This is a genomic window from Arthrobacter sp. RCC_34, from assembly GCF_041360795.1.
Classification (GTDB): Bacteria; Actinomycetota; Actinomycetes; order Actinomycetales; family Micrococcaceae; genus Arthrobacter_E.
On the sequence record NZ_JBFUPW010000003.1, the window covers coordinates 312785 to 334326 of the forward strand.

The 21542-nt window shown below is 67.8% G+C and carries 17 protein-coding genes; 7 read left to right on the plus strand and 10 right to left on the minus strand.

What is annotated here, in order from left to right:
* Window positions 1-24: 24 nt before the first annotated feature.
* The 4 genes from AB6732_RS13175 to AB6732_RS13190 form a co-directional block, all read right to left on the minus strand.
* Window positions 25-759, minus strand: coding sequence for a siderophore-interacting protein (locus AB6732_RS13175; protein ID WP_370960390.1), 735 nt, complete (start codon window positions 757-759; stop codon window positions 25-27).
* 104 nt (window positions 760-863) lie between these two features.
* Window positions 864-2324 (minus strand): cytosine permease, encoded by a 1461-nt coding sequence (locus tag AB6732_RS13180; RefSeq protein WP_370960391.1) that lies wholly within the window; start codon window positions 2322-2324, stop codon window positions 864-866.
* 200 nt (window positions 2325-2524) lie between these two features.
* Window positions 2525-3751 (minus strand): MFS transporter, encoded by a 1227-nt coding sequence (locus AB6732_RS13185; protein WP_370960392.1) that lies wholly within the window; start codon window positions 3749-3751, stop codon window positions 2525-2527.
* A gap of 40 nt (window positions 3752-3791) precedes the next feature.
* On the minus strand, window positions 3792-4238 hold the full coding sequence (locus tag AB6732_RS13190; protein ID WP_370960393.1) for a MarR family winged helix-turn-helix transcriptional regulator: 447 nt from the start codon (window positions 4236-4238) through the stop codon (window positions 3792-3794).
* A 215-nt stretch (window positions 4239-4453) separates the two neighbouring features.
* On the opposite strand from AB6732_RS13190, the gene cycA reads away from it, so the two are divergent.
* From cycA to AB6732_RS13215, 5 genes are all read left to right on the plus strand, one after another.
* Window positions 4454-5908 carry a D-serine/D-alanine/glycine transporter gene (cycA, locus tag AB6732_RS13195; protein ID WP_370960394.1) on the plus strand — a complete coding sequence of 485 codons (1455 nt, stop codon included), beginning with the start codon at window positions 4454-4456 and terminating at the stop codon, window positions 5906-5908.
* A gap of 92 nt (window positions 5909-6000) precedes the next feature.
* The gene (ptsP, locus tag AB6732_RS13200; protein ID WP_370960395.1) at window positions 6001-7680 is read left to right on the plus strand and encodes a phosphoenolpyruvate--protein phosphotransferase; all 1680 of its coding nucleotides are present in this window, start codon (window positions 6001-6003) and stop codon (window positions 7678-7680) included.
* Window positions 7681-7748: 68 nt separating this feature from the next.
* Window positions 7749-8027 (plus strand): HPr family phosphocarrier protein, encoded by a 279-nt coding sequence (locus AB6732_RS13205; RefSeq protein WP_370960396.1) that lies wholly within the window; start codon window positions 7749-7751, stop codon window positions 8025-8027.
* A gap of 131 nt (window positions 8028-8158) precedes the next feature.
* Window positions 8159-8593 carry a helix-turn-helix domain-containing protein gene (locus AB6732_RS13210; RefSeq protein WP_370960397.1) on the plus strand — a complete coding sequence of 145 codons (435 nt, stop codon included), beginning with the start codon at window positions 8159-8161 and terminating at the stop codon, window positions 8591-8593.
* A gap of 4 nt (window positions 8594-8597) precedes the next feature.
* Entirely contained in the window at window positions 8598-9074 is a 477-nt protein-coding gene (locus AB6732_RS13215) for a hypothetical protein (protein WP_370960398.1), read from the plus strand.
* Between the two features lie 35 nt (window positions 9075-9109).
* Here AB6732_RS13215 and AB6732_RS13220 read toward each other — a convergent pair whose 3' ends face one another.
* Window positions 9110-10330 (minus strand): PucR family transcriptional regulator, encoded by a 1221-nt coding sequence (locus AB6732_RS13220; protein ID WP_370960399.1) that lies wholly within the window; start codon window positions 10328-10330, stop codon window positions 9110-9112.
* A 237-nt stretch (window positions 10331-10567) separates the two neighbouring features.
* Between AB6732_RS13220 and ald the strand changes: the two genes are divergently transcribed.
* Both ald and AB6732_RS13230 read left to right on the plus strand, forming a co-directional pair.
* Window positions 10568-11677 carry an alanine dehydrogenase gene (ald, locus tag AB6732_RS13225; protein ID WP_370960400.1) on the plus strand — a complete coding sequence of 370 codons (1110 nt, stop codon included), beginning with the start codon at window positions 10568-10570 and terminating at the stop codon, window positions 11675-11677.
* Window positions 11678-12165: 488 nt separating this feature from the next.
* Window positions 12166-13848 (plus strand): ABC-F family ATP-binding cassette domain-containing protein, encoded by a 1683-nt coding sequence (locus AB6732_RS13230; RefSeq protein ID WP_370960401.1) that lies wholly within the window; start codon window positions 12166-12168, stop codon window positions 13846-13848.
* 99 nt (window positions 13849-13947) lie between these two features.
* Here the strand turns inward: AB6732_RS13230 and AB6732_RS13235 are convergent, their stop codons facing one another.
* The 5 genes from AB6732_RS13235 to AB6732_RS13255 all read right to left on the minus strand — a co-directional run bounded on the left by AB6732_RS13235 (window position 13948) and on the right by AB6732_RS13255 (window position 21167).
* A complete protein-coding gene (locus tag AB6732_RS13235) occupies window positions 13948-15009 on the minus strand; it encodes a Gfo/Idh/MocA family oxidoreductase (protein WP_370960402.1) in 1062 nt (353 codons plus the stop codon).
* Window positions 15010-15209: 200 nt separating this feature from the next.
* Window positions 15210-16937 carry an ABC transporter substrate-binding protein gene (locus AB6732_RS13240; RefSeq protein ID WP_370960403.1) on the minus strand — a complete coding sequence of 576 codons (1728 nt, stop codon included), beginning with the start codon at window positions 16935-16937 and terminating at the stop codon, window positions 15210-15212.
* A 53-nt stretch (window positions 16938-16990) separates the two neighbouring features.
* Window positions 16991-19201 (minus strand): dipeptide ABC transporter ATP-binding protein, encoded by a 2211-nt coding sequence (locus AB6732_RS13245; RefSeq protein ID WP_370960404.1) that lies wholly within the window; start codon window positions 19199-19201, stop codon window positions 16991-16993.
* On the minus strand, window positions 19198-20184 hold the full coding sequence (locus AB6732_RS13250; RefSeq protein WP_208187268.1) for an ABC transporter permease: 987 nt from the start codon (window positions 20182-20184) through the stop codon (window positions 19198-19200). Before AB6732_RS13250 ends, AB6732_RS13245 begins: the two co-directional genes overlap by 4 nt.
* The gene (locus AB6732_RS13255) at window positions 20184-21167 is read right to left on the minus strand and encodes an ABC transporter permease (RefSeq protein ID WP_370960405.1); all 984 of its coding nucleotides are present in this window, start codon (window positions 21165-21167) and stop codon (window positions 20184-20186) included. Before AB6732_RS13255 ends, AB6732_RS13250 begins: the two co-directional genes overlap by 1 nt.
* Window positions 21168-21542: the final 375 nt, after the last annotated feature.

A 21542-nucleotide genomic window follows, 5' to 3' on the forward strand; every position in this document is an offset into this window, starting at 1 on the left:
GACACCGCCGAGCCGGACAGGACCTCAGGCGCGCCAGTAGCCCAGGGCGTCCACGCGGTCCCGCGCCATCCGGTGGGTGGACCGCAACACCTTGGACAGGTGGCGGAAGGCGGAGCTTTCACTCGCGATCCACACGAAGTCCTGGTCCGGGTCGAGGGCGTGGTCGCCGGTAGCCCAGGCGGCGCTCACCTCGGCGACGAAGCGCCGCCCGTCGTCCTCCCGCGGGATCCAGACGAGGCTGTCCTGCGGGCGAAGCCGGAGTGGGATGCCGCCGTCGCTCTCGTGCTGCTGCTCGAGGAACACGACGGCGGGGGTCTCCCCCAGCGCGTCCAGGAGGGTGTTGAGGCCCGGGACCGCCGCAGCGTCCCCGACCGCGTGGACGCGCCGTGGCGCGGGGTCCGGGAGGCGGAAGGCGCTGCCCTGGATGGTGACGTCGAGGACGTCGCCTGCGGCGGCGTCGCGCGCCCAATCGGCCGCCGGCCCGCGGTGCATGGCGAATTCGAGGCTGAACGTCCCCGACGCAGGGTCAGGGTCCACCAGTGTGTACGCCCGCTGGTGACCTCGGCCGCCGGTCGGGAACCAGACCCGGATCCAGGCGGTGGGGTGGGTCCCGATGGCTTCCAGCAGTTCGCGGCCCGTGAAGTCGACCCGGCGGTAATCCTCGGTGATCCACCGGCTGCCGACCGTCCTGACCTGGAAGTCCTTGGCGCCGAAGGCTTTGAGGACCACGCCCTCCCAGCCGTGCTTGGTCAGGGCCATCTGCCGTCCTCCGTCTCATCCTGGACCATGGACCATCCGGTCGATCCACGCGATAATTAGGATAGCTTAACCTCACCTAATGGGAACCGGGCCGTGGCGACGACTCAGACCGCCGACGTCGCGCCCTCCCGTTCGCGGAGCTCACGGGAGCGCTTCGCCGCCGTCGCCCACGGCCAGTACACCGCGGCGGTCACCACGATGCCGACGATCCAGGAGATGTCCGTCCCGCCCAGATAGGCGGTGAGAGGCCCGGTGTAGAGCGCCTGGGACAGGAACGGGATCTGCACCAGGATGCCGATGGCGTAGGACACCAGCGCCACCGTGTTCCAGCGACCGTACCGGCCATCCGGGTTGTAGAGCGCGGCCACATCGATCCGGTGGCCGGACACCTTGTAGTAGTCGATGAGGTTGATCACCGACCACGGTGTGAACACCATGAGCAGCAGCAGGATGAAGTTCTTGAAGAGGTTCAGGAAGTCGGCGGACGCCACGAGAGCCACGATCACGCTGAGGGCGATCACCACGAGCACGGACACCGCGCGGACCGCGGGACGGACCGTGTTCCGGCGGGTGAACGCGGTCGAGATCGTGGCCGAGCACATGAAGGAGCCGTAAGCGTTGAGGCAGTTCACGGTCAGCTTGCCCGTGACGATCATGATGTAGATGCCGAGCGCCAGCAGACCGCCGCCCGCCAGATCGCCCATGTAGCCCACCTGGTTCTTGAGGAAGCTGCCACCGAGTCCCGCGGCGGACAGCCCGCCGGCCAGAGCACCCAGGGTCATGGCCCACTGCGCGCCGATGGTCGACCCCGCGAAGGTGTACCAGAACGTCCGCTTCGCACTGGTGTCCTCCGGCAGGTACCGCGAGTAGTCCGCGACGTACGGGCCGAAGGTCAGCTGCCAGCCCGCCGCCACGGAGACCGAGATCAGGAAGGTGCTGATCTCGAAGGGCTTGGTGAACAGGACCTGGGAGATGTCGTAACGGGTCAGGATCACGAAGGTCAGGTACGCGAAACCGGCCAGCCCCAGCACCGTCGCCACGCGCCCCAGGGCGTGGATGTAGCGGTAGCCCATGATCGCGAGGACGGCCGTCAGCGCGCCGAACACGATGATGCCCACCGAGCGGTTGTCAGACCCGATGATGAGGTTGATCGCCTGCCCGGAGAGGACGGTGCCGGTCGCCGCGAAGCCGATGTACATGAGGATCACGAACACGAGCGGGATGATCGCGCCGTACACCCCGAACTGCGCGCGGCTGGAGATCATCTGGGGCAGGCCCAGGCTCGGCCCCTGCGCCGAGTGCAGCGCCATGACGGCCCCGCCCAGGAGATTGCCCACCAGCAGGCCGATGATCGCCCAGAACGCGTCGGCCCCGAACACCACGGCCAGCGCCCCGTCCACGATCGCCGTGATCTGCGCGTTCGCCCCGAACCAGAGCGTGAACTGGCTCCACGGGCTGCCGTGGCGCTCCCCGCTGGGGACCCTGTCGATGGATCGGATCTCTACAGTGGCTGCCGCCATGGTCACGCTCCCGGGGGTGAGGTTCCTGCTGGTGTTCTGCTCCATTGCACTCCAGCGGAGGAACGCTGTGAACCGGATCACACGGGAAGCTGTCCGGCATCCCGGACGGTGACGAGCGGCGGCGACCGGCCCGCCGTCGTCGTCGCGCCCCAAAAAAAGCGCGAACCGCCAGTAGGCGCCCTTATTCACGAGGAATACGGGCGCCTTTTGGCGGTTCGCGAGGAAAACGCGGGAGGCGGGGAGCCTCAGACGATGTGCGGCTCGTGGGCGTTCAGGTACTTCCGGCCCGTGAAGATCGCCACGAGGGAGAGGACCATGATGACGGCGGCGAAGAAGAACGGCACCTGCGCCCCGAAGTTCTCACCGAGCTGCGCGGCGATGAACGGAGCCAGCGCGCCGCCCATCCAGCGCACGAAGTTGTAGCCGGCGGACGCCACGGGCCGCGGCGAATCGGACACCTCCATGGCCAGCTCGGTGAACAGGGTGTTGTTGATGCCGAGCAGCGCGCCCGAAATGATCACGAGCACCACGACGGTGGGCACGGAGTGCGCCAGGGCGGCGAGCCCCAGCCCCACGAGCACCACGAGGAGGCCGGTCAGCGCCATCATCACGCTGCGCGTCGTGCCGAAGCGGCGCTGCAGGATCGGCGCCACGAAGATGGAGAACACCGCGAGCGCCACACCCCAGCCGAAGAACACGGCTCCGATGCCGTAGGCGTTCATGTGGAGGATGAACGGCGTGAAAGCCAGGATGGTGAAGAAGCCGAAGTTGTAGAACAGACCGGCGAGGGCCGTGGTGCGCAGACCCGCGTGGCCGAGGGCCAGGATCGGGTCACGGAGCCGCACTTTCTGCGCGGGCTTCGGCAGCGTCGGCAGCATGACGAAGAGGGCGATGAACGCGGCCGCCATGAGGAGTGCGGTGCCGAAGAACGGGGCACGCCACTGCCAGCCGCCCAGCAGAGCGCCCAGGAGCGGGCCGAGTGAGATGCCGAGGCCCAGCGCGGCCTCATAGAGGATGATCGCCACGCCCGAGCCGCCGCTCGCGACGCCGACGATCACCGCGAGCGCGGTCGCCACGAACAGTGCGTTGCCGAGGCCCCAACCGGCGCGGAAGCCGACGAGCTGCTCCACCGATCCGGACAGTCCGGATAGCGAGGCGAAGACCGCGATCAGGCCCAGGCCGATCAGCAGGGTCTTCTTCCCTCCGATCCGCGAGGAGACGAAACCGGTGATGAGCATGGCAACGGCGGTCACCAGGAAGTAGCTGGTGAAGAGCAGGGACACCTGGCTCGGGCTAGCGTGCAGATTCTCCGCGATGGCCGGGAGGATGGGGTCCACCAGGCCGATCCCCATGAAGGAGAACACGGCCGCCAGAGCGGTGGCCCAGACGGCCTTCGGCTGGCGGAAGAAGGACGCTTTTTCCTCTTCCAGGACTTCTTGACTCTCGTGGATGGTCTCATCCAGCTGGTTCATTGCTCGCTTCTCTCCTGTGGGCGGGATCCGGAAGGTCCGGTCACTCGCCACGCAAACGGTCGTAAATACTGGTCAGAACAGGAATAGCGGCCTCGAGCGCCGCCCGGTCGCGCGCCGGCAGCTCATCGATCACGGCGGCGATGGCGCGGTTGCGGCGCAGGTTGACGCGGGCCACCGCGTCCCAGCCGTCATCCGTCAGTCGCACGACGACGACGCGCGAGTCCTCTGGATCGCTGTCGCGCCGCACGTAGCCGCGGCCTTCGAGGCGGGTGATCTGCTCTGTCGCGGTGGGTGCGCGCACCCCCAGGTTGCGGGCGATGTCGCTGACGCGTGCTCCGCCGTCGGCCAGCTGAGTGAGAAGGCTCAATTGCGAGCCGGTCAGCTCGGTCTCCCCGACGTCCAGTCGGCGCGTGACGTAGACCGCCTGGCGGAGGGCCTCCCGGAAGGTCCGGGCCAGCTCCAGAGCTGCATCTGATTCGCTGTTCATACTTAGGTATCCTAACAGTTAGGGAACCTAACTTCAAGAGCTGACTTTCGCGAGTGACGGTGGCGGTCGCCGGCGGCCCCCTTCGACACTTCGCCACGTAACACCCGAAAGCATTCGACAACTGTCCCCTTCGGAGAAATCCCCTTCGCGCTAGGCTATGAGCGGCAAAATGTCAGCCAGGTCACAACCAGGCATTGCGAACGAGAGGGCCCCGCATGACCAATCCGCAATCGGCCACCACAGCCACCCGGACTCCCGGCGCCGCACCGTCGGGCGAGGGCGAGCCGCATCTCGCCCGGGCCCTGAGCAACCGGCACATCCAGCTCCTGGCCATCGGCGGCGCGATCGGCACCGGCCTGTTCATGGGCAGCGGCAAGACCATCTCCGTCGCCGGGCCGTCCGTCATCTTCGTGTACATGATCATCGGCTTCATGCTGTTCTTCGTCATGCGCGCCATGGGCGAACTGCTGCTCTCCAACCTGAACTACAAGTCGTTCAGCGACTTCGCGGGCGACCTCCTCGGCCCGTGGGCCGGGTTCTTCACCGGCTGGACCTACTGGTTCTGTTGGGTGGTCACCGGCGTCGCCGACGTCATCGCGATCGCCGGGTACGCGGAGACCCTCATCCCTGGCATCCCCCTCTGGATCCCCGGCGTGCTCACCATCCTCATCCTCCTGGCGCTCAACCTGCCGACGGTGAAGGCCTTCGGCGAGACCGAGTTCTGGTTCGCGCTCATCAAGATCGTCGCGATCGTCGCCCTGATCGTCACCGGTCTGGTCATGATCTTCACGGGCTTCCAGTCCCCGGCCGGCCAGGCGAGCTTCACCAACCTCTGGAGCCACGGCGGCTTCTTCCCGCGCGAGTTCATGGGCTTCGTGGCGGGCTTCCAGATCGCCGTCTTCGCCTTCGTGGGCATCGAGCTGGTGGGCACCGCCGCCGCCGAGACCAAGAACCCGGAGCACAACCTGCCCAAAGCCATCAACGCCATCCCCGTGCGCGTGATGCTCTTCTACGTCGGCGCCCTCATCATCCTGATGTCCGTCACCCCGTGGACCGAATTCAAGGCCGGTCACAGCCCCTTCATCGGCATGTTCTCCCTGGCCGGTCTCGGCATCGCGGCGACCGTGGTGAACCTCGTGGTCCTGACCTCGGCCATGTCGAGCGCCAACTCCGGCATCTACTCCACGTCCCGCATGGTGTTCGGCCTGGCCCGCGACGGCGACGCCCCGGCGGTCTTCGGCAAGCTGTCCCGCCGCAAGGTGCCCCAGAACGCGCTGTTCCTGTCCTGCGTGCTGCTGCTGGGCGGCGTCGTCCTCCTCTACGCGGGCAAGGACATCGGCGCGGCCTTCGACATGGTGACCACCGTCTCCGCCGTCTGCTTCATGTTCGTGTGGAGCATCATCCTGCTGAGCTACCTGGTGTACCGGAAGAAGCGTCCCGAACTGGCCGCGGCGTCGAAGTACAAGATGCCCGGCGGCGTCGCGATGGTCTACGTGGTCTTCGCGTTCTTCCTCTTCCTGATCTGGGCGCTGACCACTCAGCCGGACACGCTGACGGCCCTGCTGGTGACGCCGATCTGGTTCGTGATCCTCGTGATCGCCTGGCTCGTGATCCGGCGATCGCCCCACCACCTGGCACGTCATGAAGCGTGGAAACAAAGTATGAAGTAGCGTCTTTTAGTGGGCGGGCCTCAGGCCCGCCCACTAGTATTTCGACAGTGTTGCCAGCACATGATCCGTGTGAGTCGATCGGAGTTTTCACCATGGGGTTCCAGGGAGTCGGAGTCAATCCGGGCCGCGTCATCGCTACCGTCAAGCACATGCCGGAGCCGTTGGCGGAGCCTCAGGCCGGGGAGACTCTGCCGCCTGGAGCGGACCCCGCGGAGGTGATCGCGGGCCTGAAGGCCGCGGCGCTGGCGGTGCACGACGAGCTCAAGGAACGCGCCACACGGGCCAGTGAGGACGGCAAGGCCGTGCTCGAAGCCACCGCACTCATGGCCAAGGACACCATGCTCCTGAAGGCCGCCGGCAAGCTGATCACGGCCGGCACCGGCGCCGAACGCGCCGTCTGGGAGGCGGCCGAGGGCGTGGCCGCACAGTTCAAGGCTCTCGGCGGCTACATGGCCGAGCGCGCCACGGACGTGCTGGACGTGCGGGCCCGCCTCGTCGCACAGCTGCGCGGCGTATCTGCCCCGGGCATCCCGGCGTCGGCGACCCCCTTCATCCTCATGGCGGAGGACCTGGCCCCGGCCGACACCGCCACCCTGGACACCTCCGTGGTGCTCGCCCTCGCGACCTCCGGCGGCGGCCCCCAGTCCCACACCGCCATCATCGCCCGCTCGCTCGGCCTGCCGGCCGTGGTGGCGGCCGAAGGGATCGAGGAGATCCCCGAGGGCACCGAAGTGTACGTCGACGGCGCGGCCGGCCTGGTCGTCCCCGAGCCCGGCGACGAGGAGCGCGAAGCGGCCGCTAAGTGGGCGAGCAGCGCCGCGACCCTGGCCACCTTCGACGGTGAAGGCTCGACGGCGGACGGCCACCTCGTGCCGCTGCTCGCCAATGTGGGCAACGCCAAGGACGCCGAAGCCGCCGCGGCCCTCGGCGCGCAGGGCGTGGGCCTGTTCCGCACCGAATTCTGTTTCCTGGAACGCGACACCGAGCCGTCCGTGAACGAGCAGGCCGACGCCTACCGCGCTGTCTTCGCCGCCTTCCCCGGCAAGAAGGTCGTGGTCCGGACCCTGGACGCGGGCGCGGACAAGCCCCTGCCGTTCCTCACCGACACCACCGAACCGAACCCGGCCCTGGGCGTGCGTGGCTACCGCACCGACTGGACCACCCCGGGCGTGCTCGAGCGCCAGCTCTCCGCGATCGCCGTGGCCGCCGTGGACACCGAGGCCGAGGTCTGGGTCATGGCGCCGATGATCGCGACGCAGCCCGAGGCCGCGCACTTCGCCTCCCTCTGCGCCGGTGTGGGGCTGAAGACCCCGGGCGTCATGGTCGAGGTCCCCTCTGCGGCCCTGAACGCGGCCAGCGTTCTCAAGGACGTCGCGTTCGCCTCGCTCGGCACCAACGACCTCACGCAGTACACGATGGCCGCGGACCGTATGCTCGGCCCGCTCGCGAGCCTGAACGACCCGTGGCAGCCCGCCGTTCTCCGCCTGGTCCAGCTGACCGTCGAGGGCGCCAGGGCCGCCGGGGACAAGGCCGTGGGCGTCTGTGGTGAGTCCGCCGCGGACCCGGCACTCGCCGTCGTGCTCACCGGTCTGGGCGTGAACACGCTGTCCATGACCGCACGGTCGCTGGCCGCCGTCGGCACCGTGCTGAAGAGCGTCACGCTGGCCGAGGCCCAGGAGATCGCCGCGCTGGCCCTGAACGCCGCGACCGCCGTGGAGGGCCGCGCCGCCGTCCGCGCCCGGCTGCCCATCCTGGACGACCTCGGCCTGTAGCGGCCCCGGTCTGTGACAGCCTCGGATTTTCACCCGACCCTCACCGTTTCCACCTGAAGGAGAACCCCATGCCCGAACGCACAGCAGTCGTCGCCAGCGCCTCCGGCCTGCACGCCCGTCCCGCCGCGATCTTCGCCGAGGCCGCAGCCGAGCTGGACGTCGAGGTGACGATCGCCCTGGCCGGCACCCCCGAGGATGAGGCCATGGACGCCTCGAGCATCCTGTCCCTCATGACCCTGGGCGCCGGCAACGGCGACACCGTGGTCCTCCGCGCCGAGGGCCCGGGCGCCGACGAGGCCCTGGACAAGCTCGCCACCCTCGTCGAAACCGACCTGGACGCCGAGTAGCACTCCCCGCCTTCCCTATCGACTGTCCCCGGCGGCTCCCGGGCCTCGCAAGCTCGGCTCGGGGCCCTCGCCGCCGGGGGCCCACCATAGGATGCCGGAATCACCCCGAATCGGGTGGAAAATGGCATCTTATGGAGCAGTCGACGTTTAAGGCCCAGCCGCACACCACCGGCGCCCTCGCCGCCGACGCCGCCTCCGGGCTGCGGCGAGCGCTCGACGGCGGCCAGGACGTCACCGTCTTCGTGGACGGCACGGTCTTCCGGCTCCCCGACGGCGCACGGGACGCCGTCGTGGACCTCCTGACCCGCCTGTCCCGCGGGGAGACGGTCACCGTGAGCAGCGGCGATGCCGCTCACGTGGAGTCCCGCGACCCCCTCGACGACGAACTCCTCACCACGAGCAAGGCGGCGGAACTGGCCGGCATCTCCCACACGTACCTGCGCAACATGACGGACCGGGGCGAGATCCCGGTGCAGTACCGCGGCACGCACCGCCGGATCCGCCGCGGCGACATCACTGCCTGGCTGGCCGCGCAGAAGGCTTCAAACCCCGGAACCGTAGACTGATCCCGTGCCCAAACTCTTCGGTCTTCACAACCTCTACGGCGCCCTCGCGGCGATCCTCGTCGGGACGCTCCTGAGCCTGTTGAGGGCCAATGGACTGATGCAGCTGCTCTTCGTGGTGGTGGCGTACATCGGCGGGTCGATCGTGGCGCATGACGTGCTGAAGAAGCGCCGTGCGGCCCACGAACCGGCGCCCACCCCCGACGAAGACCAGGGGGCGCGCTTCCACCACTTCGACTCCCGTTCCCTGGACCGGATCCAGGAGGAACGGGCTCTCTCGGACCGCCGCGAAGCGGACGCGCCGAACCTTCAGCCCACACCCCCGGCGCCCGCCACGCCGGTCGCCGAACCGCCGGCGCCCGCCCCGCACACCTCAGCCTCCGAGGAACCCGCGCCCCAGCACTTCGACGCCCGCGCCCTCGAACGCATCGAGCGCGAACGCCAGGCCACCGAACGCCGCGACTCCGGCCGTCGGGACGCCTGAGCGGAAGGACACTTAAGCGGAGGTCCGCCGGCCCCTCAGATGCGCGGGCGGCCGTGCCAGCGCGCCGCCTTCAGCGCCGCATGCAGCTCCAGGCGGACGGAGCCCTTGAGCGGGTCCGCTCCGATGATCTGACGGACCTTCGCGAGCCGGTTGTACACGGTGCTGCGGTGCAGATGGAGCTCGTCGGCCACGTCCTGCACGGTCCCGCCGGTGTCGTAGATCATCTCCAGCACCGGCCGCAGCTCCTGGTTCTTGTCCCCGGCCTCAAGCGCCGCGAAGTTCAGCGTGCTCGCGCCGCCCCAGTCCATGGGGCCCTGCGCCGCCGTCGCGAAGAACTGGTAGATACCGGTGTCGCGGCAGTCGACCAGCTCCCCGAGTGACGGCTCTACGACGCCGGCGAGCGCCGCCGTCCGCGACTCACCGTAAGCGTCCGGCAGCTTCCGGATCTCGGCGAAGGGCTCGCTGAGCCCCAGGACGATCCGCGGCCTGCCCTGTCCCGACCGTTTGGCGAGTTCCAGCTGATAGTGCACCAGGACCTGCGCATGCACCGCCCGGCCCTGCGAGGCCCGGAACAGCATGACGGAGTGGCTGGGGCGGCCCGCGCTGAAGAGCGCCTCCTGCACCCCGACCGTGGACTGCAGCGCCGCGCTGCGGTGTGTGAGGGAGGCCGCCAAGGGGTCCTCGGGCTCGTGGCGCGCGCCGGCGTCGAGCACCGTGATCAGCTGCCACGGCCCCTTCCCGTGCACTTCCGCCCAATTGCCGACGGCGGCGATCGCACCGCGCTCCCCCGAGCAGGCGGAGAGGAACTCGACTTCGCGGCGCTTGCGCTGCTCCGACTCGGCCGTGTTGGACTCGAGGAGCAACGTGGCCAAGAGCTCGATCTCGTGGCGGACCTCGGCCAGCTGGCCCAGGATCGGAGCGGCGCTGGTCTCCCCGCTGCTCTGCTGGACCCAGAGGTACCCGACCCGGAAACCACGCACCAGGAGCGGAACGCAGACGCGGCCCAGCATGCCGAGCTCGTCATTGGCCGGGACCACGACGGGCCGGACGGCGGCCGAGATGCCGTGCGAGAGCTGCCAGGCGCTGACGTCCGGCGGCACCCTCTTGGTGAGCAGGAAGTTCACCCGCACACGGTCGGCCTGCTGCTGATTGGAGCTGTAGGCCACGAGGAGACCGTCCAGATCCTCCAGGGACAAGCCACGCCCCAGGCGGGCGGCGAGCTGCTCGACGAGCTGTTCGACATCGGGTTGCTGCATGTCGTCCAGCCTACTGGACGGCAAGCTACACCAGGCGACACTTGCCGCCGCGGCCCTGAACAAATGTAGATTCCCTGGGAGGACGAACCCCGGAATTCCGCGGATCCTGCTCCGTCGAAGGGAGGCTCGCCCTGTCGGGTGGCTCACACCGGACCTAAGCTGATCCCACAGAAACTTCCCCGGTCCGCACCGGGCCAGAGACCGGCCCGACGGACATGAACGTCATGGAGCCCCCACATGATCATCGGTGTCCCCAAGGAAATCAAGAACAACGAATTCCGCGTGGCCATCACGGCCTCCGGTGTCCACGAACTGCGTCACCACGGCCACGACGTCCTCATCGAGGCGGGGGCCGGCCTCGGTTCCGGCATCACCGACGCCGAATACGAAGCCGCCGGCGCCACCCTGCTGGCCGACGCCGATGAGGTCTGGGCCCGTGCCGACATGGTCATGAAGGTCAAGGAGCCCATCGCCGCGGAGTACCACCGTTTCCGTCAGGGCCTCATCCTCTTCACCTACCTGCACCTGGCCGCTGAGCCCGAGCTGACCGCACGACTCGTGGAGTCCGGGGTCACGGCCATCGCGTATGAGACCGTGCAGGAAGGCCGCGCCCTCCCGCTGCTCGCCCCCATGTCCGAGGTGGCCGGCCGCCTCTCCGTGCAGGTGGGCGCCTCGTCGCTCCTGGCCCCGAACGGCGGCAAGGGCATCCTCCTGGGCGGCGTCCCCGGCGTGCGCCCGGCGAACGTCGTCGTCCTCGGCGCCGGCGTGGCGGGCACCAACGCCGCCGTCATGGCCATGGGCGCCGGTGCGGATGTCACCATCCTTGACATCAACATCAACCGCCTGCGTGAGCTCGACGCCCTCTACGGGGGCCGCCTGAAGACCGTGGCCTCCAACTCCTACGAGATCGAGCGCGCCCTGGTCGAGGCCGACCTGGTCATCGGCTCCGTCCTGATCCCGGGCGCCAAGGCCCCCAAGCTCGTCACCAATGAGCTGGTCGCCAAGATGAAGCCGGGCTCGGTCCTGGTGGACATCGCCGTGGACCAGGGCGGCTGCTTCGAGGACACCCACCCCACCACGCACGAGGACCCCACCTTCAAGGTCCACAACTCGATCTTCTACTGCGTGGCGAACATGCCGGGCGCCGTCCCGAACACCTCCACCTACGCGCTGACCAACGTCACCCTGCGCTACGCCGTGGCGCTGGCGAATCTGGGCGTCCGGGCCGCTTTCGAGCGCGACGCCGCCCTGGCCGCCGGCCTGAACGTGGCGGCGGGCAAGGTGGCGCACCACTCGGTCTCCGACGCCTCCGGCCTGGAACTCTCCGACTGGCGCGACCTGGTCTAGTCCGCGGGCTCTCCTCGCTCAGGACGGGTGGGGAGGAGCGAAGCTCTGGCTGCTATCCCCGCGCCCTGTAGACAGCGTTCGCTGTGCTCAGGGCGCGGGGCCCCTTTACGCAGCCTGCCGCTTCACTCCTCCCCACCCGTTTGTCGTTTTGGCCGCGTCCGACCAGCCCGCACGACGCGAACACCCCACACCACCGGACCCCGCCCGGAGACCTCGCTCCCGAGGGATGAAACACCCCGGGCTCCTTCTCCCCTCGACCCTGCCGACACCGCCGAAACGGCCCATCCTCACGTTCCGGCCCACGACGGCGGCGGCTCCGAGGTGCGGCGGGGGTGGCGGGTTGCGGCCGGCCGCGTCAAGGGGCCCCACGGCCTGTTCCACAACGGGACCCGACCATCACGCCGTGGGGAAAGCGGCCAGAGCAACCCGGCACCCCCACCGCCCACCCACAAAACCCAGCCCCGCCGTCGTGCCCATAAACTGAAGCAATGGGCCATATCGACGTTGCCGGCATCGACTACTTTCTTTCGGACGGCACCCAACTCCTCAACGGCGTGACCTTCAAGGTCCCCGACGGCACCAAGACCGCCCTGATCGGGCCGAACGGCACCGGTAAGACCACGCTCTTCCGCATCATCTCCGGTGACCTCAAGCCGGACGAGGGCGTGGTGGGCCGTTCCGGCGGCATGGGCATCATGCGCCAGTTCGTGGGCCAGGTCCGTGACGAATCCACGGTCCGTGACCTCCTCCTCACCACCGCCACCCCCGCCCTCGCGGCGACCGGGAAGGCGGTCGAGGAGGCGGAGAACGCCATGCTGGAGCACGACGACGAGCCCACCCAGATGCGGTACGCGCAGGCGATCGTCGACTGGGGGGACGCAGGCGGCTACGAGCTGGAGACCGTCTGGGACGAGGTCTGCATGGCCGCGCTCGGCGTCTCGTTCGACAAGGCGGCGCACCGCGCGGCGTCGTCACTGTCCGGCGGCGAGCAGAAGCGACTGGTGCTGGAAGCGCTGTTCTCCGGCCCGGATGAACTGCTGCTCCTCGACGAACCAGACAACTACCTCGACGTGCCCGGCAAGCGCTGGCTCGAGGACAAGCTCCGGGAGTCCAAGAAGACCGTGTTCTTCATCAGCCACGACCGCGAGCTGCTGAACAACGCCGCGGACCGCATCGTGACCCTGGAGCCCGGCATCAACGGCGCCGGCGCCTGGATCCACGGCGGCGGCTTCGGCTCGTATGTGCAGGCCCGCGAGGACCGCAACGCGCGCTTCGAGGAGCTGCGCAAGCGCTGGGACGAGGAGCACGTGAAGCTCAAGGAGCTGGTCACCATGTACAAGACCAAGGCCGCGTTCCGCTCCGACATGGCCAACAAGTACCAGGCGGCCCAGACCCGTCTGGCGAAGTTCCTGGAGGCCGGCCCGCCGGAGGCCCTGCCTCTCGAGCAGAACGTCCAGATGCGCCTGCGCGGCGGCCGCACGGGCAAGCGTGCCGTCGTCGCGGAGAAGCTCGAGCTCACAGGCCTCATGAAGCCGTTCTCCACGGAGATCTGGTTCGGCGACCGGGTGGGCGTGCTGGGGTCGAACGGGTCGGGCAAGAGCCACTTCCTGCGGCTGCTCGCCGCGGGCGGCACGGATCCCGAGCGGGAGCACCTGCCGGTCTCGGACATCCAGATCCGCGAGGTGCCCCACGAGGGCACGGTGAAGCTCGGAGCCCGCATCCGGCCCGGGTACTTCGCCCAGACGCACTCCCGGCCCGACCTGGCCGGACGCACCCTCCTGGACATCCTGCACCGGGGCGACGAGCACCGTTCCGGCCTGGGCCGGGAAGCCGCTTCCGGCGCGCTCGACTCCTACGGGCTCGTGGCGCAGGCGGAGAACAAGTACGAGTCGCTCTCGGGCGGTCAGCAGGCGCGTTTCCAGATCCTGCTGCTGCAGCTCTCTGGCGCCACGCTGCTGCTCCTGGACGAGCCGACGGACAACCTGGATCTCCACTCGGGCGAAGCTCTGGAACGCGCGATCGACGCCTTCGAGGGGACCGTCCTGGCCGTGACGCACGACCGCTGGTTCGCCAAGTCGTTCGACCGCTTCCTGGTGTTCGGCTCGGACGGCAAGGTCTACGAATCCGAGGAGCCGGTCTGGGACGAGAAGCGGGTGGAGCGCGCCCGCTAGGTCCGGTCCGCGCCCCTTCCTGATCCGCGAGAAGCCACCTCAGCACAGTCCGGGACCCCGGCATGGTGCTGAAGTGGCTCCTCGCGTCTCAGGAGGAGCTCAGCGCGCGATCCGCCGCGCCTCTTCGATCAGGCGCAGCCCGGCGAGCGGACCGGTCTCACCGGCCACCTCGACGGGCGCGGGACCTTCGCCGCGCACCTGACGCGCCAGGAGCCGGTAGAACTCCTGATACCCGCCGGGCTCACTCGTCACGGGCCGCACCGCGGTGCCGTCGCTGAACGTCCCGGACGCCTCCTCGGGCTCCACACCGTAGCCGGGGTCGGACGGACGCAGCCCCGCCGACAGCTGGCGTTCCTGCGGGTCGAAGCCGTATTTCAGGTAGCTTCCGGCGCTGCCTCGGACATCGAACACCGGGCCGGGCTGGGCGGCGGAGAGGGTCATCGACAGGTGGCTCAGCACCGGCGCCCCACCGCCCGCCGGAGCGTGCTCGAGGACGAGGAACACGTCGTCGTCGGCCGGCTCACCGGGGCGGCGCGCCGCGATCTCCGCGTGAACGACGCGCGCCGGGCCGAAGAGCTGCAGGGCGCAGTCCACCAGGTGGGTGCCCAGGTCGAAGAGCAGACCGCCGCCGCGCTCCACTCCCGAGGCCTGCTTCCACGCCTTCGAGAAGCCCGGCGACCACCGTTCCATGCCGGCGTTGAACCGGTGCACCTCCCCCAGCGCCCCCTCGGCCAGGAGCGCCTTCAGCGTGAGGAACGCATTGTCCCAGCGGCGGTTCTGATAGACGGCCAGCGTGCGGCCCAGCCGCTCCGCGAGCGTCACAAGCTCCTCGCCCTGCGCACTGGTGACAGTGAACGGTTTGTCCACGACGACGTCGAGCCCCGCCTCCAGCGCGGCTTTCGCCTGCGGGTGGTGCAGTTCGGGCGGGGTGGCGATGACCACGACGTCCAGGTCCGCGGCGCGGGCGAGGACGTCCTCGAAGCCGGGCACCACCGTCACGGCCGGGTACGTCTCGCGGGCGGCCGCCGATCGCCCGGGATCGCCCGTGACGATCACGTCCAGGCTGAAGTCGGGGCTGTGCTCGATCAGGGGCGAGTGGAAGGCCCGGCCGGCCAGTCCGTAGCCCACCACGGCGGTTCTCAGGGGTGCGGGTCGCTGCATGGTCCCCAGTGTCCCAGCAAACGGCGAAGCTGTCCCCTGGTCGCCCGGAAACGAACAGGGCCTGACAGTGAACGGGCCCGAAACGAACAGGGCCCCGGGGAACGCTGAACGTTCCCCGGGGCCGCAGGCTCCGTCGCCCCGGAGGCTCACCTCACGGTGAACGGGGCGTCGACGGGCGGTGAGTCACCACCCTGTGCTTCTTACTTGTGGGTGGAACCCTTTTCCCAGCCGACCGTGGTCCAGTCCGGGACGTGGGTATCGGTGCCCTGGTTGGCGAAGAGAGTCGGGCCGTAGTTGGCCAGGCCCTTCTTGACGAACTCGATCTGCGGGCCGTTCAGGACCGGGCCGAGGGTGAAGTACTGCTTGGCGTAGTCCTTCTCCACATCCAGGGCGGCCTTGTTGCGCTTGGCGTCGTCGGCCTCGGACTGCAGTTCCTTGATGCGCTTGTCCAGATCCGCGTTGCCGAGGCCGTTGCGGTCGCTCTCGGTGGAGTAGTACTGGCCCACGGCCTGCGTGGCGTCGGAGCCGACGGTGTAACCGGACATGGTCACGTCGAACTCGCGGTCGCCCACGATCTTGCCGAATTCGGCGTTGCCGCGCTGGTCGATCCCGACGTCCATGCCGGCGGCCTGGAGCTGCTTCTGCAGGGTCTGCACGGAGGCGAGAACGGTCGGGTCGTCACCGAAGTTGGTGATCTTGAAGGTGACGGGCTTGCCGTCCTTCTCCATGATGCCCTTGGCGTTCGGCTTGTAGCCGGCGTCGGTCAGCACCTTCTTGGCGGCGTCCGCACCCTGCTCCTGCACCGGCCAGTTGTCCTGGTAGTACTTGGAGAACGGCATCAGCATCATGGTGCCGGTGTTGGGCTCTTCCCAGTTCAGACCGTTGAAGCGGACCTTGCGGATGGCTTCGCGGTCGACGGCGGTGAAGATGGCCTTGCGGACGGCGACGTCCTGGACGCCCGGGCGCTTGGCGTTGACGTTCAGACCACCGGCGAAGAGGCGCTGACCACGGCGGATATCGGTGTCCTTGGTGCCCTCGAGCTGCTTGTAACGGCCCACGGTGCGGCCACCGGTCGCGTCGATCTCACCGTTCTTGAAGGCGGCGATGGTGGCGGAGTCCTCCATCTGGCGGAAGACGACCTTGTCCAGCACAGGCTTGGTGCCCCACCACTTGTCGTTCTTGACCATGCTGACGGTCAGGGCGGCGGAGTCGAACTTCTCGACCTTGAACGGGCCGGCCATCCACTCGGGGTGCATGTTGTTGTTGAAGCCCTTGTTGAAGATCTCCGGGGTGTTGACCTTCGGGTGGACGATGCCGGTGAAGAAGGACGACAGCGGGTACACGGGCTGCTTGACCGTCACGACGACGTCCTTGTCGGTCGCACCACGGGTCACGGACTCGATGTACTTGTAGGAGCCGGAATCGACGATGTCGTAGTCCTTGTTGGTGCCGTTGAGCACCTTCCAGGTGTTCTCGAAGGTCTTCCAGTCGATGGGGGTGCCATCGTTCCAGGTGGCCTTGTCGTTGATCTTGATGTTCAGGATCTGCTTGCCGTCCTTGACCTCAGACTTGAAGTCCTCGCAGAAGTCCTTGTCCAGCTCGAAGTCGCCCACCGCGGTGGTCTTCCAGCAGCCGTAGTAGAAAGCCTGGTTGATCGGGCCCATCAGCGCGGTGTTGTCGGAGGAGTTTCCGCTGTTGCCGAAGCCGTTGAAATCGGGGCCGATGTTGCCCAGTTCCAGGGTCAGGGTGCCGCCCTGGTCCAGGTCCTTGACGTCTTTCGGATTGGTCTGGATCAGCTTGGAGACGTCCGAGCCGGACCCTTCGGCCTTGGCGCTCTCCGGGCCCTTGGCCGTGCCGCCGCCGCAAGCGGTCAGCGCCAGCGTGACGGCCGCCAGAGTGGCGACGCCGAGCGTGACTTTCTTTTTCATACTGTTCCCTTCAAAGGAGCGAGGGTTGGGTTTCCCGCTGTCATCAACGATATTCACGCAGCACTGTCCGATGAGTCGTGCAGCACCAGCATGTCCGCATCCATCTCCCCGTTCGGGTAGAAGCAGGCGAACTGGTGGTCCCCTCCACCATTCTCGAGGGGAGGCTCAAGTTCCAGGCACTTGGTCCTCTTGTCCTCAGGCAAGGCAGCGAAAATGGGGCACCGGGAAGCGAAGTTGCATCCTCGGGGAGCGTCCAATGGCGTTGGAAGGTCTCCCTTGAGGATGATCCTCTCCCGTGAGCGCTCCGCCTCGGGATCCGGAACCGGAATCGCCGAAAGCAGTGCACGGGTGTAGGGGTGCCGGGGATTGTCGAAGACGCTGTCCACGTCGCCGACCTCCACGATCTTCCCCAGATACATCACAGCCACCCGGTTCGAGATGTGACGTACAACTGAGAGGTCGTGAGCCACCATGAGGTAGCTCAGACCGAGTTCCGCCCGGAGCTTGTCCAGGAGGTTGATGACCCCGGCCTGGACGGAGACGTCCAGCGCGGAGACGGGTTCGTCCAGCACCACGAGCTTCGGGTTCACCGCCAGGGCACGGGCGATGCCGATGCGCTGGCGCTGACCGCCGGAGAACTGGTTGGGGAAACGGTTCACGTGGTCCGGCTGGAGGCCCACCAGCTTCATGAGCTCCATGATGCGCTTGCGGATCTCGGACTTGGGGGTGCCCAAGTTCTCGAGCGGCTCCGCGAGCGCCTCGTACACGGTGAAGCGGGGATCCAGGGCGCCCGTCGGGTCCTGGAAGACGATCTGCAGCGACTTCCGCATGGCGGTCTTCTCGCCGGCCGACGTCGCGGCCTTCGAATTCACCCCGCCGATGGTGATCTCGCCCGGCTGATCCTTGCTGAACTCCATGATCTCCAGGAGCGTGGTGGTCTTGCCACAGCCGGACTCGCCCACGATCGAGAAGCACTCGCCTTCGCGGATGTCGAAGCTGAGACCGTCCACGGCCTTGACCGTGCCGATCCGCTTCTTGAAGAGCGATCCCTTCATCAGGGGGAAGTGCTTCTTGACGTCCTTGAGCTCCAGCACGGTGGTGCGGTCGGTCCGCGGGATGCCCTCGAACTTGGACACCGGAACCGGAGGCGCCTTGAAGATCTCGTGGACATCGACGCCGACCCCGAACTCCTCCATCTTGACGCAGGCGGCCCGGTGGCCGTCGTCGCCGGGGACGAGGCGCAGCGGCGGCTCGCCGCTCAGGCACTCGGGGCCCGCCAGGGGGCAGCGCGGAGCGAAAGAGCAGCCGGTGGGCGGGGTGATGAGGTTCGGGGGCATGCCCTCGATCGGGACCAGCGAGGTCTCCGCGGAGACGTCGACGCGTGGCACGGCGCCCAGCAGACCCATGGTGTACGGCATGCGCGGGGCGTAGTAGAGCTGGTCCACCGAGCCGGTCTCCACCGGCTTGCCCGCGTACATGACCATGATGTCGTCGGCCATGCCGGCCACGACGCCCAGGTCGTGGGTGATCATGACGAGCGCGGCGCCGGTCTCCTCCTGCGCCTTGTGCATGACCTCCAGCACCTGCGCCTGGATGGTGACGTCCAGGGCGGTGGTGGGTTCGTCAGCGATCAGGACGCGCGGGTCGTTCGCGATCGCGATCGCGATCATCACGCGCTGGCGCATGCCGCCGGAGAATTCGTGCGGGAAGGACTTCAGACGCGCCTGCGGGCTGGGGATGCCCACCAGGGTCAGGAGTTCGACGGCGCGCGCCTCCTTCGCCTTGCTGCTCATCTTCGGGTTGTGGACGGTCAGCGCCTCGATGATCTGGGCGCCGACGGTGAACACGGGCGTCAGTGAGGACAGCGGATCCTGGAACACCATCGCCAGGTCGTTGCCGCGGTACTTGCACATCTGCGCGTCCGACAGACCCAGCAGTTCCTGGCCGTGCAGCCGCACCGAGCCCGTGACCTCGGCCGTTTCCGGCAGGAGGCCCATGATCGCCATGGACGTGACGGACTTGCCGGAACCGGATTCACCGACGATGCCGAGCGTCTTGCCGGGCAGCAGGTCGAAGTCAACACCGCGGACGGCGTGCACCACGCCGTTCTCCGAGTTGAACCGGACGTTCAGGTCGCGGATGGAGAGCACCGGTTCGCCCGGGGCGTGAAGTCCGGCGACGTGGAGGCGTTCGGTGGTGTCCAGTGCTCCGGTGCCTTGTGTCACGGTGCCTTCCTGCGTGCTGTCGTGCTGGGAAGCGCTCATGCCGCCGCCTCCACGGTGTTCTTGCGGGCCTTGCGGGACTTCTTGGCCTTGCCCACCGAGCTGGAGCTCGGGTCGAAGGCGTCCCGGAGGCCGTCATTCATCATGGCCATCGAGCCGGTCAGGGCGAACATGGCCAGGAGCGGGAACCAGAACATCCAGGGGAAGCTGCTGACCTGCTGGCTGGCCTGGCCGATCAGGATGCCGAGGCTCATGTCCGGCGGCTTGATGCCGATGCCGATGAAGGAATAGGCCACCTCGGAGAGGATCGCCAGGGTGACGCCGCGCGTGATCTCGAGGACCAGCAGGGAGCCGATGTTGGGGATCAGGTGCTTCCAGACGATGCGCCAGGTGGAGACGCCCATGTAGCGCGCGGCCTTGACGTAGTCCCGTTCGATGAGGGACATGGAGATCGACCGGATGAGACGCGCGGCGCCCATCCACCCGAACACCAGCAGGACCACGGTCAGGAGGAACCAGCTCGGGAGCGCGTCCTTCAGATCACCGCCGTTGCCGCTCGTGACCACGGCGACCACGAGGAGCGAGGGCATCATGATGAGCGCTTCGAGGATGAAGAGCATCACCTTGTCGACCTTGCCGCCGTAGAAGGCCATGACACAGCCGTACACGGCGGCCACGAGCATGGACCCGACGCCCACGATCAGGCCGATCAGGATGGAGGTCCGGACACCTTCGACCATGAGGACATAGAGGTCCACCCCGGCCTGGGTGGTGCCGAAGAAGTGCTCCGCGGAGGGGCCCTCGCCGATGAAGGCGGGATCGATGTCGTTCTTGGTCCAGGGGGTAAGGAACTGACCCACCAGGGAGAAGACCGTCAGGGCCAGGAAGAGGATCAGGCCCGCCACGGCGGTCTTGTTCCGGAGGAAGCGGCGGAAGATGATGACGCCCTTGGCGATCACCACACCGTCGTCGGTCGTGAGAATATCCGCTTCGGTCTCAGGCTGGACCGCGTCGACTGTGGACATCAGGAAACCCTCACTCTCGGGTCGACCAGGGTGGTGGCAAGGTCCGCGAGGATGGCGCCGACGGCGAAGATCACGGAGCCGTAAGCCAGCGTCGCGGTGGCCGCGTTGACGTCCTGCTTGCCGATGGCGTCGATGCTCCAGAAGCCGACGCCAGGCCAGGCGAAGATCGCCTCGGCGAAGAAACCGCCCGCGAAGATGGCCGGCACGGTGAAGGCGATGGTCTGGGCGACGGGGATGAAGGAGACCCGCAGCGCGTGGCGCCGGATGGCCTGGTTCCGGGTGAGGCCCTTGGCCCTGGCGGTGCGGACGAAGTCGGCGTTGACGTTGTCCAGCAGGTACTGACGCTGGGCGATCTGATAACCGCCCCAGCCCACCAGGGTGATGGCGAAGGTCGGCACGACGTAGTGGGCCACGAGGTCCACGAAGGCGGGCCAGCCCGGCTCCACGCCGGGTGTCGAGATGCCGGTCACGAAGAAGATCTGCTGACCGGTGGCGTCGTTGATCCAGATCGCCGCGAGCTGCACCAGGAAGTAGGCGATCGGGGCCGGGACGATGTAGGTCAGGTAGGAATAGCTGGTGATCACGCGGTCCGACGTCTTGTACTGCCGTGCGGCCGTGAACACGCCGAGCGCGACGCCGATCACGAGGGTCAGGAAGATCGCCGCGATGAAGAGGCGGGTGGAGACCCACACCCGGTCACCGAAGGCCGCGTTGACCGATCCGCCGGCCGGGCTCATGCCCCAGTCCCAGCGGGTCACGATGCCCGTGAGCCACTGAACGTAGCGGTCCCAGGCGCTCATGGCGGGGTCGAGTCCCTTGAGGGCCAGCGAGTGCGCGACCTGCTCAGGGGTGGGCCGCGGGATCTTCTCCTGCTCGATCAGGGCGGGCTTCATGGTGGAGACCGCCAGGAAGTACCCGGCCGAGGTGGTCAGGAAGATCATGACCACATAGGTCGCCATGCGCTTGAGGAGGTACTTGATCACTGACGTCCGCCCTTCTCACGCACGGCGTGCAGGCGTGAGGGCGTCCGGCTACCGCACAAGGCAGGGGCCGTGGATTTTTGGTGCACGGGGTTTCCTTCCAGACTGCCGCGGGCTCGTGGCCTGTGTGCGGCGCGTCACATTCCACGGGAAAAGTACCACGAACCAGACGGTCTGAAAGGCCTATTTCACTCCTTGGCAATCAGATCGTTATCTAGCTACCGGTCGGTAACGCAGGGTTGCGCGAGGAGTGGACAGTCAGAGGCCCTCACTATAAAGTGACCGTTTCACATCTCCTCCGGCGGTGCCGAACGATCCACCTGCGCGGATGCACTTTTCCGCCGTGCCGCCGCCGTCTACAGTTACTTGCAACATAAG